This window comes from Thioclava sp. F28-4, from assembly GCF_002020045.1.
Taxonomy (GTDB): domain Bacteria; phylum Pseudomonadota; class Alphaproteobacteria; order Rhodobacterales; family Rhodobacteraceae; genus Thioclava; species Thioclava sediminum.
Genome location: NZ_MPZQ01000005.1, coordinates 188,475 through 204,636 on the forward strand (window position 1 = coordinate 188,475; position 16,162 = coordinate 204,636).

The window sequence follows — 16,162 nt, forward strand, 5'->3', positions numbered from 1 at the left end:
GATGACGGTTTTCCAGCGCGATTTCGATGAAGAGATGCAGGCGGAAGATGCCCGCCGCGCCGCCGAACGGCTGAAGGTCTTCACCCAGGCCGATCTCGATGCGGCAGCGGCGGCTGCGCGCGCCGAGGGTTTCGAGGCGGGCCGTGCGCAGGGGCGCAGCGAGGCCAGCGCCGAGATCACGGCCTCGCTCGAGGCGCGTCAGACCGAGGCGCTGGAGAAATTCTCCCCCGAGATCGTGACGCTTTTGGGCAATCAGCTAGCCCATCAGGCCGCGCTGGAGCGGCACCTTTGCGGTTTCGCGCTGCGCGTTTGCGAGAAGGTCTTCCCCGAATTCATCGCGAGCTGCTCGACCGCGCGGGTCGAGACGCAGATTCGGCGGGCGATGGAGATCGCGCTGCGCAAACCGTGTCTCACGATCCGCCTCTCCCCCGCCAATGTCGCGGGGCTGACGCCGGTGATCGAGGCCAGCGCCGGGCCGAACAGCCCCGCCCTGAACATCGTCGCGGACCCGGCGCTTGCCGATGGCGACATCCATGCCGACTGGGATGACGGCGTGATGGATTACAGCTTCGAGACGGTCTGCCGCAGCATCCTCATCGCTTTGCGTCAGACCGTCTCGCCCCAAGCCACACCAATCAGGAAAGCCGTGTAAATGTCCGACAACGATACGCCCGAATCCACGCAACCGCCTGACACGCCGGAAACCGAAGTGCAGCCGACGCAGGACGAAGTCCGCGCGGCTGCGGCGGAGAGTCTGCTGCACAGCCTCGCCAGCAAGCAGGCCGCGAACGACGGTGACGGACAGAACGTAAACGCGATGCTCAATGTCGGGCTCTCGGTTCAGATCGTGCTGGGCCAGAGCCGTATCCCGATCTCGCAGCTTCTCAACCTCAGCCGCGGCTCGGTCATCGAGCTGGAGAAGAAGATCGGCGAGCCGGTGGACGTGGTGATCAATGACCGGCTCGTCGCGCGCGGCGATCTGGTGAAGGTGGGCGAAAACCGCCTCGGCGTCACCCTGACCGAGATCGTCAAAGACTACGTCCCGACACGATGACCACCCTCGCGAAGCGCCCCTTGACGGCGAAGGCTGGCCTGCCGCTCTTCGTTCTGACCCTCGCCGCGTCGCTCGCGTTCAGCGGCAGCGCCGAGGCGCAGGAGGCGGGCAGCTTGCTGGGCGATCTGGCGCAGGGGCTCAACAATGCCGCCCCGGGCAGCGACGCCGCGGCCAGCCTGAGCGGGCGGATCATCCAGCTGATCGCGCTGATGACCGTGCTCAGCATCGCGCCGGGCGTCCTCGTCGTCATGACCAGCTTCACCCGCTTCGTGATCGTCTTCTCGATGCTGCGCTCTGCTCTGGGGCTGAACCAGACGCCGCCGAACATGGTGCTGAGCGCGATGGCGCTGTTCATGACCTTCTTCGTGATGCAGCCGGTCTTCGACGATGCCTGGACCGGCGGGCTGCGGCCGCTTCTGAACAACACGGTGACCGAGGAACAGGCGCTCGTCGGGATCGGCGCGCCGTTCAAGGCCTTCATGTTTGCCAATACGCGCCCCAAGGATCTGAAGCTCTTTGCCGATCTCGTCCGCGACAACGAAGCGGGGCAAAACGTCGAACCCGCGCCCGAGACGCCCGCCCCGGCCACGGCGGAAGAGGCGAGCTGGCGCACCCTCGTCCCCGCCTTTATGATCTCCGAACTGCGGCGCGCCTTCACGATCGGCTTCCTGATCTACCTGCCCTTCATCGCGATCGACCTCATCGTCGCCTCGGTGCTGATGAGTGCGGGCATGATGATGTTGCCGCCGGTGATGATCTCTCTGCCCTTCAAGGTGATCTTCTTCGTGCTGATCGACGGCTGGTACATGCTCGCAGGCAGCATGATGCAATCCTATGTTGCCTATGGCGGGGGCGGCTAAGCCTCGGCGGCGCCCCTATCCTTAGAAAACACCTCACCACAAAGAATAGCGCGCGATCCTGATTGAGAATACAAGGATAGACTGCTATTCTTGCCGAGACCTCAGAACAGATCGAGCGCCGACGATGAAAACCTCCCGGGATTACAAGAAACTCCGCGGCCCCGAGAAGGCGGCAATCCTTTTCCTCTGCCTTGGGGAGAAGCATGGCGCCGGGCTGATGCAGAGGCTCGACGATTACGACATCCACTCGATCACCCACGCGATCTCGTCTCTGGGCACGATTCCCGCCGATGTCGTGGAAGAGGTGATGAGCGAGTTCATGGAAACCGCAGGCGATGGCGGCGGTATCGTCGGGTCGATGGAAATGGCGCAAAGCATGCTCAAAGGCTTCCTGCCCGAGGATCGGGTGAGCGACATCATGCAGGAGATCCAGGGCCCGCTGGTGGGGCGCAATATCTGGGAGAACTTCTCTGCGCTCAACGAACAGGTCATCGCCAATTACCTCAAGGAAGAGCACGATCAGACGGTTGCGGCGATCCTCAGCAAGGTGAAGCCCGAGGTGGCCTCGAAAGTGCTGCCGCTTCTGGGCGAGGAGCGCATGATGGAGGTGCTCGAGCGGATGATCGGCATCGACACCGTGCCGCGCTACGTCTTCCAGAATATCGAGGAGACGCTGCAGAAAGAGTTCATGAGCTCGGCGACGCGCAACACCGGGCCGGACCCGCAGCAGCGCATGGCCGATCTCTTCAACAAGCTCGACAGCAAGCTGTTCGACGACATCACCCAGCGTCTCGAGAAGCGCATCCCGGATGCCTTCGGCGCGATCAAGGCGAAGATGTTCACCTTCGACGATCTGTGCAAGCTCGACCAGCAGAGCCTCGTCAAAGTCATGCGCGGGGTCGAAGGGCAAACGCTTCCGCTCGCGTTGCGCGGGGCGAAGAAGGAGGTGCGCGATTACTTCCTGAGCGCCCTGCCCGCCCGCTCGCGCGACATGCTGAACGAGGAAATGACCGCGATGGGCCCGGTGCGCGGGCGCGAAGTGCAAGAGGCGCAATCCGCGCTGGTGGACTATGCGCTGGAGCTGTCGCGCGACGACGAGATCCGCATCCCGCTCGACGATGACGACGTTATTATCGACTGAGGTCTGCCGCGATCTAAGGCAGGCTTACCGGTAGCGCGAGGCCGAGAAGGTCGCGATCGCGGTCAGATCGAAGGTCGCGGGCACGAACTGGCCCGAGCCGCCCTGAACCGCACCTTGCATCAGCGTCACCGCAGCATTCCCCGCCGCCCCGCCGGTCGAGAAATTGTTCGCATCGGACACGGCGACGAAATGAGAGACCAGATTGTCGACCTCCTTCGGGTCCTTGAGCTTCGTGATGTCGAACTTGTCCTCGAAAATCTGTTTCTGCCGTTCGACATCGAGCTTCACCACGTCATTCGGGATGCCCAAGGCCGTGCGCATGAACTGCGCCGTATCCTTGTCTTTCAGGACGGAATACCACGTTTTGAGGCCACCGACCTTCTTGCGGAATTCGAGAACGGACCCGACCGTCGGGTTCTGATCATTCTCGCCATTGATGAACTGCTGGCTGACATATTGATCGACGATCTTGTCCTGCCACGCGGTCGAGGAGGTGTTCGCATTCGCCGTTCCGCCATTGGTGAAACCTAGCGCATCGTAGAGCTTGCGAAATCGCGGATCGGTAAGCTTGTTCACCAGCGAGGTCTTGTCGGCGGAATCGCTCGACAGGATTTCGCGCATCATCGCCTTGCCGAACATCTGGTCTTCCAGATCGAAGGCTTTCATGACGAAGCTATAGGCGTCGTAATTGTCCACCAGATCGGCTGCGGTATGGATATCCGCGATATTCTCGCGGAAACGGCTGATCGCGCGGGCGTGCTGGGGCTCTGCCGCCAGTTGGTCCAGCTGCTTGGCTTGCGTCCGGTCGATCAGTTTCAGCGCGAGGCGGCTGCTCATGCCCGAAATCGTCAGCATTCTTCCCCCTCCAGCGCCACCGCCGGGCTCGCATCTCCGGAGAGGCGCGCGAACAGTTCCTCTTCGCGTCGCATGACCGGGCGCAGTGCGCTCAACGCCTTGTAGTAATCGCCCTGGGAGACCCAGTTCGCGGCCTCGAAGACACCGCCGACCACGGGAGCACTGAAAATCGTGGCAAGATCGGCGAGCTTTTCCTGAATGACCGGCACTAGCGTGTCGCGCGTATCGGCGCGGATCAGCGCGGTCTGGATCAGGAAATAGGCCTGCTTCACCGGGGTCGGCTCGCAGTTTTCATCCAACAAATCCTCCGCCCGGATCACGTCGGCGGTGTTCTCGATCTGAAGCGTCTGTCGGCGGTTGGCATTTCGGATCACGCATCCATTGACCACGATCCGCTCGTTCGGTTTCAACGTCAGTCGTAGTGCCATGACCCGCGCCCCTTTATTCCGCAGCCACCGGCTCGCCAGCGTCGCCGCTGAGCCCGCGGATGATGTTGCGATTCACCTCGACGAGGGGCGAGACCGTGCCACCGCCGCCCATTACGACCTGCGTCTCCCGCTCGACCCAGAGCGCGAGAGAAATCAGCGCCGCTTTCAGTTCGGCGGGGAACTGGTTCGCCGGCTCCGCGAGGTCATCGCGCAGTGCGGTCCAGATGCGCTCGTTCTCCCAGAGCGCAGTGCGCAGACCCTGCGCGAGGATCGCCCCGCGCCCGGCCTGCGACGCGCTGTCATAGTCGGCCAGAAAGGCTTCAAGCTCTCCGGTGACGCGGGACAGGATACGACGCTCGATCTGCCGCGGAGACTCGGTTTCGGAAATGGTTCGCTTATACGCGGCGACGCTCATGCAAGCTCTCCTCTCGATATTCTTTTGTTCTCTTTGCCCGAACTTAGCACGCCCCGGTTAAAGGCGTTTTTAAACTTTTCCAGAAAAGACAACCCAAGCGCGACAAAAGAAAAGGCCCCGTACTGCACGGGGCCTTTCCATTCAGTTCATCGCCACGATTTAGCGGAACAGGCTCAGAAGGTTCTGAGGGCCCTGGTTCGCGATCGAGAGCGACTGCGTCGCGAGCTGCTGCTGGACCTGGTAGGACTGCAGGCGAGCCGCCTCCTTCTCCATGTCCGCATCGACCATGTTGCCGACACCGGTGTCGAGCTTGTCGGTCAGCTTGCCGAGGAAGTCTTGCTGGGATTCCAGCGACTTCTCCGCAACACCGAGCGAGGTCGCGTTGTCGATGGCCGTCGACAGGGCGCTTTGGGCGCTCGTCAGCGCGCTGGTCAGAACCGCCGCCGAACCACCAGAGATATCGATCCCGCTCAGCGTCGCCTGAAGCGAAGAAAGATCGACCGCCTGGAAGGTCATCGACGTGGTCGCGAAGGAACCGCTTGCGCGGCTGATCCCGGTGACGACCGTCACGTTGGCCGAACCGTCGACGAGGCTGTCGCCGTTGAAGGTTGCCTGGCTGATCGTGGTGCCGATCTGATCGACGATGCTGCGCAGTTCCTTCTGAACCGCAGCATGATCAACCGCGTCGCCCTGAGCGAACGAAACACGCTCGACGAACTGCTGGGCGAGATCCTTCACCGACTCTGCACCAAGACGCGCGGTCGAAACCGAGTTCTTGGTCAGGGTCAGACCTTCGTTGATCGACTTGTACATGCCGCTGTCGCTGTTCATCGATTCCGAGATCGAGAAATATGCGGCATTGTCTTTCGCCGAGTTGATCTTCTTGCCGGTCGAAATGCGGTTCTGCGTGTCTTCGAGACCCTTGTTGACCCCACGGAGGGTCGCAAGAGCATTCATCGCGGAGGTATTGGTAAGAATGGACGACATTTCTAGTCACTCCTCATTCTGAAAGATATTTGTTTTCGTCTTCTGACAGAAAAACGGCGCGAGCCGTGGAGAGGAATTTTGGGCCGAAGATTAAGCGCGAGTTAACGTTTGGGCGAAATCTAGAATTCCCTATCGATATGCATCTGCGGCCCGTCCTGTCCTGTGACCGGTTTGCCACTCTTTCCATAGAGGCCATCGAGACTGTGCCGGTTCCGGATCTTCTCGATCTCGCGCACGATGTCCCGGGTCGCCTCGGACATTCGCGACAGCAGAACGCTGTTATCCTGCACGGCGGTCTTCAGTTGGCGGAGCTTTTCGCGAAGCGCGGGCGCAGCATCCTCAGACGCTTCGAGGAACGGCTCGATCACGGGTATCTTCAACTCGATCCGCTTCAGCAGGTCCGCCTTGCGATCATAAAGCTCGGTGACGCGATCAAGATGCCCCGCCTCGACCGCCGCGATTTCGTCACGCAACAGATCGAGCGTCGCATCGATATTCGCCTCAAAGCTGGCGAGGTTGGCGTCGTCTTGTTCCGTGAGGACAGGACCCTCGGCGGAAATCTCGCGCCGGGCCTGCATGCGCTTGCGAAAACGCGACGGGGTCTCATCAGCCATGGTCATCTCCGTTCGAGTTGTAAGCGCCGATCATCCGCTCGACGCTCTGCGCGATCCCGGTCCGGCCGGAGGCGGCGATCTCATCCGCGATGCCGCGTGCAAGGAAGGATTTCCACATCTCCTCGGCGTGGCCGCCATCCAGCCCGCCCATCTTCACGGTCTTCATCATTTCGCCCACGGCCTGCTGCAGGAAGGTCGCCTCGAAATCCTTGGCGATCTCCTTCGCATCCTGCGTCTTCGCACCGGAGGCAGCAGGCGCCTTGAGCGACGCAGCCGAGAGCGACGCCTTCGACGGATCGAGCGGATTCATCAGATGATCTCCAGATCGGCATGAAGCGCACCCGCGGCCTTGATCGCCTGCAGGATCGAGATCGTCTGCCGGGCGCCCACCCCGATTGCGTTGAGACCGTCCACGAGGTCCTGAAGGCTGACATCGCCCCCCTGGAGCACGCTGAACTGGGTGTTTCTCTCTTCGACCTGCACATCCGTTTCGGGCACAACGACCGTCTCCCCGATCGAGATCGGCTTCGGCTGGCTGACCGCGTAGCTTTCCTTGACCTTCACAGTCAGGCCACCCTGACTGATCGCGACCTGATCGATCCGTACATTTGAACCGATCACGATGGTCCCGGATTTCTCGTCGACCACCACCTTGGCGACGGAATCGGGCGTGACAGGCAGGTTCTCGATCATCGCCAGCAGCTCCGGCACGCCGTATTTGCCCTTCGCCTGCACCTCGATGGTGGAGGGGTCGAGCATCTGCGCCGTATTGTGGCCAAGCTTGTCGTTGATCACCCCGGCGACGCGCGACGCGGTCGTGAAATCGGGCTCGCGCAGGGACAGGCGCACGGAATTCATCGAGTTCAATTCGAATGCGATTTCCTTCTCGACGATGGCGCCGTTCTCCATCCGCGCGACGGTCGGCACACCGTCCACGATGCTCGCCGCATTGCCCTTCGCACTATAGCCCGCGACCGAGATCGGCCCCTGCCCCACGGCGTAGATCTCGCCATCCGCCCCGACGAGCGGCGTCACGATCAGCGTGCCGCCGCGCAGGCTGTCCGCATTGCCGAGCGAGGAGATCGTCACGTCGATCGTCGAACCACGGCGGGCGAAGGGCGGCAGCTTTGCCGTCACCATCACCGCGGCCGTGTTCTTCGTCTTGATCGCATCGCCGGAGAGATTGCCGACCCCGAGCCGTTCGAGCATCCCCTCGATCGACTTCTTGGTGAAGGGGCTGCCGTTGAGGGTGTCGCCGGTGCCGTTCAGGCCGACCACGAGACCGTAGCCCACGAGCTGGTTCTCGCGCACGCCTTCGAAACTGGCGATATCCTTGATGCGAACCTGTGCGGCGGCCGGGATCGCGCAGAGCGTCCCTGCAATGACGGAGAGCGCGACGAGCGCCCCACGAACCCCGGCGCGAGAAAACGACTCCCGATTACCTTTTCGGCGCAAAGAAGCAAGCATAGTTTCCTCACATCACCAGCACATTCCGCTAAATTAAAGCAAAGCATAAATATTGTCCAATATAAATCAGTACTATTCTTGACTAATCCTTTGTGGCAACTTAGCGTGATCTTGCCGCTTGTGCGAGAAACTTGCCCGGGATGGAGGCCTGCATGAATATTTACGTCTTTGAGCCTCGCGATGGCCGCGTTCGCGGCCTGCTCAGCGAGCTGGAGAGCGTTGGGCTACAACCCGCCCTCGTCCCCGCCTCCTTCTTCGCGTCCGATCTCAGCACGCTGAACCAGAAGGGCGTCGACACGCGGGCGATCCTGATCGGCGACTGCCCCGAGGTGACCGACTATATCCGGGCCATCCGTAGCTGCGGCTGCCGCAATCCGGTTCTGGTGATGCGCGACTTCAAGAACTCGCGCGATGCCTCGGAAGCGCTCGATGCCGGGGCTGACGATGTCATGGTCAGCCCGATCAAGGGGATCGAGGCGCTGTCGCGGATCAATTCGATCATCCGGCGCTCCTATGGCCACGCCGCCGAGAGCATCAGCGTCGGCGAGATCACCGCTTTCTTCGACGGTCGCGACCCGCTGGTCTCCGGCGCACGGCTGAAACTTTCGAACCGCGAACATGCGATCTTCCAGCACTTGGCACTGAACGCGAACAAGGTGATTGCGAAAGGCGCGATCTATGACGCGGTCTACGGGATGAGCGACGACCAGCCCTTCGACAAGGTCATCGACGTCTATATCTGCAAGCTGCGCAAGAAGATCGCCGATGCGGCCGATAGCGGCCACCAATATATCGAGACGGTCTACGGTCGTGGCTACAAGTTCAGTGAGCTGGAAAGCACGAGAGATGTGAAGCTCGCAGCCTATGAGCAAACCGACGCGCGGGGCACGGTAGCCGCGCGATAAACGCGCGGCTCAGAGATAATTCAGGATCGACAGCTTCGACATCTGCGCGGCTACGCTGTAGCTCGCGCTGAGTTGCGTCTGGAGCGCGGTCATCCGGGTCGCGGCCTCATAGGGATCGACCGAGACGCAATCCGACAGGCGGCTATTCAGGACCGAATCCATCGATTGCTGCTGCGTCAGCTTGATGTCGAGCCGCTTCTGCTTCGCACCCAGCGCAGTCTCGGAATTGCGCAGCCCTTCGACGCCATCGCTCAGCGCTTTGACGCCGGCGGCTATCCAGCTTTTATAGGCATCCTGATCAGTGATCTTCGACACGTCGGTCGAGGCGAACAGCGCGAGCCCTTTAATCAGGTTGCGGAACTCGGGATCGTCCGCCTGCATCCCGTAATCGAGCGTCTCGCCATCCCCGATCAGCGCCGTTTTGCGCGGCGTCCCGGCTGTCGCATCGCCCTGGAAGAAGGTCGAGCTGTAGCGTTTGGCCGGATCGGCATTGGTGTCGTCGAATACGCTGCCGATCTGCGACAGCATCGCCGCGGCCTGGGTCGCATCTGCGGGGCCGCTGCCCACGATCCCCGACAGGACATCCCCCGCCGAGAGGCCCGTCGCGCCATTCGTCGCGTCATAGCCCCGCAGCGCGGCCTTGTCCGAAGCCACCCCGGAGAACAGATGCTCCCCGTCGAGTGAGACATTCAGGCTCGTCATGATGGTGTCGAGGGCGGCGCGCGCGCTTTGCTGCAGGGTCGCCGCCGAGGCGCCGGGGCGCTCTAGGTTCCCGACCGCGAGCCCGAGCACATCCTGCGCGGCCCCGCGCGCCGTCGACGCGCTGGATGCGATCATATCCAGCTTGCTCCCGAGGAGCTTGTTCGAGGTAATGAAATGCGAATTGGTCGTCGCGCGATCTTCCAGCGCGAGCACGAAGGCCGATTTCGCCCCCATATCCGCATAGACATCGGATTTGCGCCCGGTCGCGACCTCGTCGCTCGTCCGCTGTAGCTCTGCCGTGGTGCGGCTGACCGACCGCCGCGAGATCACGCTCATCTGCAGGGTCGACAGCGAATTCCGGATTAGGGGGATCATCGTTCAGTCTCCTCAGACGGCTTCAAGCAACGTGTCCATCATCTTCATGACGGCAGTCATCATCTTCGAATTCGCGGCATAGCTCTGCTGAATCGTTATCAGCTTTTGCATTTCATCGTCGATGTTCACGCCCTGAATGCCCTGGCGCGTGCCGTTCACCGTCTCGGCGGCGGTGCGCGCGGCGGCGAAACGCTCCTGCGCGCGGGTGCCCTCGAACTCCTGCGCCGAGATCATGTTGCTTCCATAGTCGCGCAGCGACAGCGACGTCTCCAATCCCGTGCCCGGGTCCGCCGAAAGCGGATCGTCGAACATCGAAACGCAGGCTTCGATCTGGGTCGAGTCGCCTGCGGCACCCGGCGTGGTGGCGCCGATCCCGTCGCGCAAACGCGACAGCTGCCCGCCCTGCGCCGGGTCCACCGCCGCATTGACCGAAATCCGACCCGCCAACCCTTGGAGATTTGCGGGATCGTAGGCCGCGCCTGCATCGGTGAAGAGCCCCGCCTGCCCCGGCGCGAGCGAGGCGTCCGCACTCTCGAAGCCCTGCACGAGCCCCCGAGCCATCTCGTCGAGCTGAAGCTGGAAGCGCGGCAGAACATCTTTCTTCACTGCGAACAGACCGGCGAGACTGCCATTCTGGAAGCCGCGCGCGTCGGTGGAGTCCGGGGTGATCTCCGTCTTCCCTGCGAACAGTTTTCCGGCCACCTGATCATAGGTGATGTAGCTGGCCTGATCTCCGTCGACGAGCGGCGTGCCCCCGGCGGTGTAGAGCGTGGCCCGCCCGTCGGTGGAGCGGCGCACCTGCATGTCGATCAGCTTCGACGCCTTTTCCACCAGCACATCCATCCGGTCCCCCAGATCGGCGGCACCGAGCGAGCCGGGCGGCGCGTCCGATATCTGCTTGTTGAGCGAGGTGATCTTGTGCAGCGTCTCGTTGAAATCGGAGACGTCGTATTTGATCTCCATATCGACCTCGCCGCCGACCCGCGCGAGCATGTCGCTGCTTTGGTTCAGCGAGGTCACCATCTCCTGCGCGGAGGACGCCACTCCGGTCTGCGCGGCGTTGCTGCCGGGATTGTTCACCAGTGCGATCATCGAGCTGCGCAGATCGGTCAGCCGATCCGCGGGCGACAGACCGTCGCCCGGCTGGCCGAGGGTCGCGGTATATTCGCCCACCGCCTCGTAGATCGCCTGCTCGCGCGCCATCGCCGAGGAATGCTGCCGATACATGCGGTTGAGCGAGGCGTCGACTTCACGCCGCGCCTCGCCGGTTTGCACAAGGCCGCCCGCGGTCGTGACCTGCGGCAATTCCTTGCGCACATAGCCTTCGGTGCTCGCATTCGCGATGTTGCGCGAGGTCGCTTCCGATTGCATCTGCGCCGTGCGCAGACCGCTCGTGCTCGCCTGGAGGGCGCCCGTCAGGCTCATCGGCTTACTCCGTTCTCAGCGTGTCGATCAGCGCTTGAGACGCGTGGTCTCGTCGAGCATCTCGTCCATCGTGGTGACGATCTTCGCGTTGGTGGAATAAGCTCGCTGGGTGCGGATCAGATCGCTCAATTCCTGCGCGATATCGACATTCGACCCTTCAAGCGTTCCCGAGGAAATCGTGCCCACCGGGCCCTCGTTCGCCTTGTGGATGGTGAAGTCGCCACTGTTGCGGGTCAGCCGATAGGCGTCGCCATCGACCTCCTGCATCCCGTTCGGGTTCGCCACATGGGCGAGCGGAATCTTGTAGAGCGCCTGCCGCTGGCCATTGTCGAAGATCCCGTACATCGTGCCGGTATCATCGACCTCCATCCGGGTCAGCGCGCCGGCGGACGAGCCGTCAGTGTCGAATTTCTGCGGGGTGAAATCCCCGGCGAACTGGGTCATCCCATCGAAGCTGTTCAGCGCACCGAGACCGACGTCGATCGGCTGGGTCGTGCCACCGTCGTTCATCGTCAGGCTCATGATGCCCGTGGTCGTGTCCATCGAGAAGGCGCCGGGCGCCGTGGCGAGATTGGTCACGCCGGAATAGCTGACCGGAGCCCCCGCGTTGGGCCCGCTGGCGGCGAAATCGACCGTGACCTGACCGTAGGGAACGCCGTCACCATCGGACACGGTGACGTCCCACTGGTTCTGGGTCGAGGTCGGCTGCCAGGAATATTCGAGCCGCTTCGCTGCACCGAGCGGCGTGAAATATTGCGAGGACGAGGTGAAGGGCGCGCCCGGCGTCGCGTTTCCGGTTTCCTGAGAGGGCAGATTGCCTTGCACACTGACCGTGGTCGTCGCCTTCGCGCTCAGCGTCGCATCGGTCACGTTCACCGTCTTCAGCCCATTGAAGCTGTTGCCGTCGATCGAGCCGAGCTTGCCATCGGTATAGGGGTAGCCCGAGAGGAAATAGCCTGCCGAATTGACAAGATCGCCGTTCTCGTCGGGCTTGAACGACCCGGCGCGCGTCAGGACGTAATCGGACTCGACGCTCGTATTGGCTCTGCCAGAAACAACGAAGAACCCGTTCCCGTTCACCGCGAAATCGGTTGCGGAACTGGTGGGGATCACCGCGCCCCCGTTCGTCACGTCGGAGGAAACGACAGCATTGACGCCCGAGGGCGCATCGAGCCCGCCGCTCGGCGTCATGGTCACCATCTGGGCGAAGCTGCGCTTGTAGCCCGTGGTATTCGCATTCGCGATATTCTCGGAAATTTCGCCAACGGCGACGGAGTTTGCGTTCAGGCCGCTCACGCCGGTCTGCATCGCGCTCGAAATACTCATGGTTTTATCCTCTCATGTCCGAAGAGAAGGGGTTCCTATCTAGGAGATATGCGACTGATGTTTAACTGGAGTTAAAAATATCTGCGTTTTGTCTTTGACGATGTTTGTGAGAGGCAATGCATAGCAAAGATATCTACCCGCCAGCCCGCTTCGCCTCCGACCCGACCATCTCGAGCGCGTCATCCGCCTTGCGCAGCCGGTCCCGCGCAGCCGCGTCCATCAGCGGACTGAGCTTGGCGGGCTCCGCCAGAAGGCTTGCGACGAGCTTGTTCAGATCTTCGCGCCCCGCCAGACGCGGGAAGACCTCGGCGACGCTGCGGGCGGTGGTCAGATCGCCGGAGCGGTAAGCGGCCAGCAGCAATTCGACCGCGTCGGTCTCGGAGAAATCGTCCGGGGCCTTCTTCCACAACTCGCGATAGGACTGGGTCGCCGCCTTCCAATCGCCCTTCTTCCAGTGGAGCCGCGCCTGAAGCTTCAGATGATCGACCGAGTGCGAGGTGACCTTGGCCTGCAAGGCCGCATCGGTCTTCCCGGCCTCGGCCAGAACACGGGCCTGTAGCGCGTTGAACTGGTTCAGCTCCTGCGCATCGGCGGGACGCTCGGAGGTCTCCAACACCTTGGCAGCGCGGGCGAATTGCCCCCCGCGCGCAAGCGCCTCCGCCTCGCGCAGTGCCAGATAGGCCATCCTGTCTTGTGAAACCGCCTCGGGGTTGTCCTTGCGCTGTGCGCTCAGAGCTTCCCGGATCTTGCGATATTCCGTGGCGGCCTGAGTCGTCGCGCCCAGCTCCAGCAGGCGATCCGCGAATTGCTCGGCATAGGTCTGAAAATCGGGGCGGACCTCGTAATAGGCCTCCAACCGCTGATGCCCGTCGGCAAAATCCGTGAGCGAAATCTTCCCCGCCGCACCCTTCGCATAAAACGCCTTGAGCAGCTTGTCGGCGGCCTGCGCCGCCGCGCGCGCCTGTGGACGCTCGGGAAACCGGGTGAGGATTTCACCATAAGCGATCAGCGCATCCACATCGTGGCCGGACGTCTCGCCCAGATGCGCGCGCTGTTCGAGCGCCTGAAGGTCGAACCTGTCGCCGCGCCACGCAAGGTTAGCCTCGGCGAGCATCGACAAACCTTGGTCGGGCGTCAGCGCTCCATGTTCGAGCCCCAAGCTGACCAATGCAAGCCGCGCCCGCTGCGCGTAACGATCCTGCCCCTTCGCTGCTTCGCGATAGGCGGCATAGGCCTTGTCGGGATGATGCGACTGCTCCGCCACTCGCCCAATAAGAAAGCTATAGACCGGCTGCGATTTCAGCTCGGGGTAGCCGTCGAAATCCCGGCTCAGCCGCTGAGCCAGCGGCCATTTCTTGACCGCGATCGCGCCTTCCAGAAGCGCGGGCAGGCAGGCCTCGACGAAAACGGGCGGATAGGTCGGAAGCCGGTCAGCCGCGCCCGCGAGATTGCCGTCAAGCTCCACCGCGTCGCCCTGCGTGATCGCGTTCAGCGCCGCCCAGAGGTGATAGTCCTGCCAGTTCGCCCAGTCGGCATTCGGCAGGAGCGTGCCAGTCGGAACGCCCTCCCCCTCCATGATGCTGAACCCTGCCGCAATCGCGCGCCAGCGCGCCTGCTCTGCCGGGATCAAACCGTCGGGCATTTCGTCGCCCAGCAGCGAGCGCCCCTCGGGAAGCATGACATGGGCGAGATAGAATTCCGCAAGATCGAGCCGCGCAATGGCGCGCGACGGCCCCGGATCGGCCGCAGCGAAGCCAGCGTCCAGCGCATCGCGATCCGCGAGGAACCCCGCCTGCGTGTATTGCGCGAAATCGAAAGGAGGGGGCGCGGGGAGCGTCTCCGCCGCAGCGCCGCCGCACAGAAGACAGAGCGCCAAAACGCCGCCCATGAAAGGGAAACCGCCTCGCAATTCCATCACCTCTTGCCCAAGCGCACCAGAATTCCTTCGTGCATTAAAGAATAGTATTGATTATTCCAAGATTAGCAAACATTATTGAATAGGAATTGGCAGCGATCCAAGCACAAAGCCACAAGATCCATTCTCGCGGACGGAAATTCATGGATAGCTCAAATTACGTCTCCCTATCCCTCGCCTCGACGCTGTGGCGCAGCCTCGACATTTCGGCCAACAACATGGCCAACGCCAACACGGCTGGCTTCAAGGCCGAACGCTCACTGACCGAGAGCTTTGAGTCGAAGGGCAATGCGGGCCCCGAGGATGACGTGAGCTACGTGCTCGAGAAGGGCTCCTATCTCGATGACCGGCAGGGCTCGCTGACCAAGACGTCCAACCCGCTCGATGTCGCGCTGAACGGGGACGGCTGGCTCGCCTATACCACGCCCGAGGGGCAGACGGCTTTCGGGCGCGACGGGCGGCTGACCGTCGACCCGCAGGGCAATCTCGTGACGCTGACGGGCAACAAGGTTCTCGACCGGGGCGGCGCGCCGATCGCGATCCCGCCGGGCGAGAAGATCACGATCTCCCGAGACGGCACGATCTCGGGGCCCAATAGCGGCACCATCGGCACGCTGGGCATGTTCACCGTGCCCGACATCCAGAGCTTCAACCGGCTGGGCGGCGGCCTCTTTGCCGCGCCCGGAGGTGCCGCCCCCGCCTTCACCCCGTCTGACACGACGCAGGTTGCGCAGGGCTTCGTCGAGGAGAGCAATGTCCAGCCGGTGGTCGAGATGACCCGGATGATGGACATCCAGCGCTCCTACGAGCGGGCGGTGAAATTGATGGATGAACAGAACACCCTTCGTCAGGAAACACTGCGCAGGCTTGGCAAAGTCTGACCGGCGCGAAAAGGAGCTGAACCATGAGAGCACTTGGAATTGCCGCGACGGGGATGCTGGCCCAGCAGACCAATGTTGACGTGATCTCGAACAACATCGCGAACGCGAACACCACCGGCTACAAGAGCAGCCGCGCCGCCTTTCAGGATCTGGTCTACCAGTCGCTGCAACGCGAAGGCTCGCTGACCTCGGCCGACGGGACCGCGCGCCCTGTGGGCGTCGATATCGGCCTCGGCGTGCAAAGCGCGGGCGTGGTGCGGCTCAACACGCAAGGCGGGCTGGTGCAGACCGAAAACCAGCTCGATCTCGCGATCGACGGCGGCGGCTATTTCACCCTCAACATGCCCGATGGCAGTCAGGCCTACACGCGGGCTGGCACCTTCCAGCTGAGCCCCGAGGGCCAGATCGTGTCGATGGACGGCTATGAGGTCGCACCCGGGATCAACGTCCCGGCCAACACCACCAATGTCGAGATCAACCAGCAGGGCCTCGTGATGGCCTATGTCGGCAAGGACCCGACCCCGGTGCAGATCGGCCAGATCACGATGTCGACCTTCGTCAACGAGGCGGGGATGAAACCGCTGGGCAACAACCTTCTGCAGGCGACGACCGCCTCGGGCGAGCCCACCGAGGCACTGCCGGGCGATCCGGGCGTCGGCATCCTGCGTCAGGGCTATCTGGAGAGCTCCAACGTCAACATCATCCAGCAGATCACCGACCTGATCTCGGCGCAGCGCGCCTATGAGATGAACTCGAAGGCGATCGAGACGGCCGACCAGATGATGTCCACCTCGAACCAGATCAAGTGATGC

Annotated in this window: 18 protein-coding genes; 7 read left to right on the forward strand and 11 right to left on the reverse strand. The window is 62.5% G+C overall.

The genetic code is table 11. The features are described from left to right. Position 1 precedes the first annotated feature (1 nt). From BMI87_RS12715 to BMI87_RS12730, 4 genes are all read left to right on the forward strand, one after another. The gene (locus BMI87_RS12715) at positions 2-652 is read left to right on the forward strand and encodes a FliH/SctL family protein (RefSeq protein ID WP_078521969.1); all 651 of its coding nucleotides are present in this window, start codon (positions 2-4) and stop codon (positions 650-652) included. After that, a complete protein-coding gene (locus BMI87_RS12720) occupies positions 653-1,054 on the forward strand; it encodes a FliM/FliN family flagellar motor switch protein (protein ID WP_078521970.1) in 402 nt (133 codons plus the stop codon). Further along, positions 1,051-1,914, forward strand: a complete 864-nt coding sequence (fliP, locus tag BMI87_RS12725; protein WP_078521972.1) for a flagellar type III secretion system pore protein FliP — start codon at positions 1,051-1,053, stop codon at positions 1,912-1,914. Before BMI87_RS12720 ends, fliP begins: the two co-directional genes overlap by 4 nt. A 124-nt stretch (positions 1,915-2,038) precedes the next feature. Further along, a complete protein-coding gene (locus BMI87_RS12730; protein WP_078521974.1) occupies positions 2,039-3,055 on the forward strand; it encodes a flagellar motor switch protein FliG in 1,017 nt (338 codons plus the stop codon). Between the two features lie 24 nt (positions 3,056-3,079). Here BMI87_RS12730 and BMI87_RS12735 read toward each other — a convergent pair whose 3' ends face one another. The 7 genes from BMI87_RS12735 to BMI87_RS12765 all read right to left on the reverse strand — a co-directional run bounded on the left by BMI87_RS12735 (position 3,080) and on the right by BMI87_RS12765 (position 7,821). Beyond that, the gene (locus tag BMI87_RS12735) at positions 3,080-3,910 is read right to left on the reverse strand and encodes a DUF1217 domain-containing protein (RefSeq protein ID WP_078521976.1); all 831 of its coding nucleotides are present in this window, start codon (positions 3,908-3,910) and stop codon (positions 3,080-3,082) included. Then, on the reverse strand, positions 3,904-4,338 hold the full coding sequence (locus BMI87_RS12740) for a flagellar biosynthesis repressor FlbT (protein ID WP_078521978.1): 435 nt from the start codon (positions 4,336-4,338) through the stop codon (positions 3,904-3,906). The genes BMI87_RS12735 and BMI87_RS12740 overlap by 7 nt, the downstream gene beginning before the upstream one ends. A gap of 13 nt (positions 4,339-4,351) precedes the next feature. Further along, positions 4,352-4,753, reverse strand: coding sequence for a flagellar biosynthesis regulator FlaF (locus BMI87_RS12745; protein WP_078521980.1), 402 nt, complete (start codon positions 4,751-4,753; stop codon positions 4,352-4,354). A 159-nt stretch (positions 4,754-4,912) separates the two neighbouring features. Further along, complete coding sequence (locus BMI87_RS12750; RefSeq protein WP_078521982.1) at positions 4,913-5,740, reverse strand: flagellin; 828 nt, start codon at positions 5,738-5,740, stop codon at positions 4,913-4,915. A 119-nt stretch (positions 5,741-5,859) separates the two neighbouring features. Then, positions 5,860-6,354: a hypothetical protein gene (locus BMI87_RS12755; protein ID WP_078521984.1), complete on the reverse strand. Its 495-nt coding sequence runs from the start codon at positions 6,352-6,354 to the stop codon at positions 5,860-5,862. Then, a complete protein-coding gene (locus tag BMI87_RS12760; protein ID WP_078521986.1) occupies positions 6,347-6,664 on the reverse strand; it encodes a rod-binding protein in 318 nt (105 codons plus the stop codon). The genes BMI87_RS12755 and BMI87_RS12760 overlap by 8 nt, the downstream gene beginning before the upstream one ends. Then, positions 6,664-7,821: a flagellar basal body P-ring protein FlgI gene (locus BMI87_RS12765; RefSeq protein ID WP_078521988.1), complete on the reverse strand. Its 1,158-nt coding sequence runs from the start codon at positions 7,819-7,821 to the stop codon at positions 6,664-6,666. The genes BMI87_RS12760 and BMI87_RS12765 overlap by 1 nt, the downstream gene beginning before the upstream one ends. Positions 7,822-7,973: 152 nt before the next feature. Between BMI87_RS12765 and BMI87_RS12770 the strand changes: the two genes are divergently transcribed. Then, positions 7,974-8,726, forward strand: a complete 753-nt coding sequence (locus tag BMI87_RS12770) for a response regulator transcription factor (RefSeq protein WP_078521990.1) — start codon at positions 7,974-7,976, stop codon at positions 8,724-8,726. Between the two features lie 9 nt (positions 8,727-8,735). On the opposite strand, the gene BMI87_RS12775 is transcribed toward BMI87_RS12770, so the two are convergent. The 4 genes from BMI87_RS12775 to BMI87_RS12790 form a co-directional block, all read right to left on the reverse strand. Next, positions 8,736-9,803 (reverse strand): flagellin, encoded by a 1,068-nt coding sequence (locus BMI87_RS12775; RefSeq protein WP_078521992.1) that lies wholly within the window; start codon positions 9,801-9,803, stop codon positions 8,736-8,738. A gap of 12 nt (positions 9,804-9,815) precedes the next feature. Then, positions 9,816-11,228, reverse strand: coding sequence for a flagellar hook-associated protein FlgK (flgK, locus tag BMI87_RS12780; protein WP_078521994.1), 1,413 nt, complete (start codon positions 11,226-11,228; stop codon positions 9,816-9,818). 27 nt (positions 11,229-11,255) lie between these two features. Then, positions 11,256-12,554, reverse strand: a complete 1,299-nt coding sequence (locus BMI87_RS12785; RefSeq protein WP_078521996.1) for a flagellar hook protein FlgE — start codon at positions 12,552-12,554, stop codon at positions 11,256-11,258. A 133-nt stretch (positions 12,555-12,687) separates the two neighbouring features. Beyond that, complete coding sequence (locus BMI87_RS12790) at positions 12,688-14,442, reverse strand: lipopolysaccharide assembly protein LapB (RefSeq protein ID WP_146681595.1); 1,755 nt, start codon at positions 14,440-14,442, stop codon at positions 12,688-12,690. A 170-nt stretch (positions 14,443-14,612) separates the two neighbouring features. Here BMI87_RS12790 and flgF point away from each other — a divergent pair, with 170 nt between their 5' ends. Together flgF and flgG are read left to right on the forward strand one after the other, a co-directional pair. Beyond that, positions 14,613-15,350 carry a flagellar basal-body rod protein FlgF gene (gene flgF / locus BMI87_RS12795; protein ID WP_078521999.1) on the forward strand — a complete coding sequence of 246 codons (738 nt, stop codon included), beginning with the start codon at positions 14,613-14,615 and terminating at the stop codon, positions 15,348-15,350. 23 nt (positions 15,351-15,373) lie between these two features. Continuing rightward, positions 15,374-16,159 carry a flagellar basal-body rod protein FlgG gene (flgG, locus tag BMI87_RS12800; protein WP_078522000.1) on the forward strand — a complete coding sequence of 262 codons (786 nt, stop codon included), beginning with the start codon at positions 15,374-15,376 and terminating at the stop codon, positions 16,157-16,159. Positions 16,160-16,162: the final 3 nt, after the last annotated feature.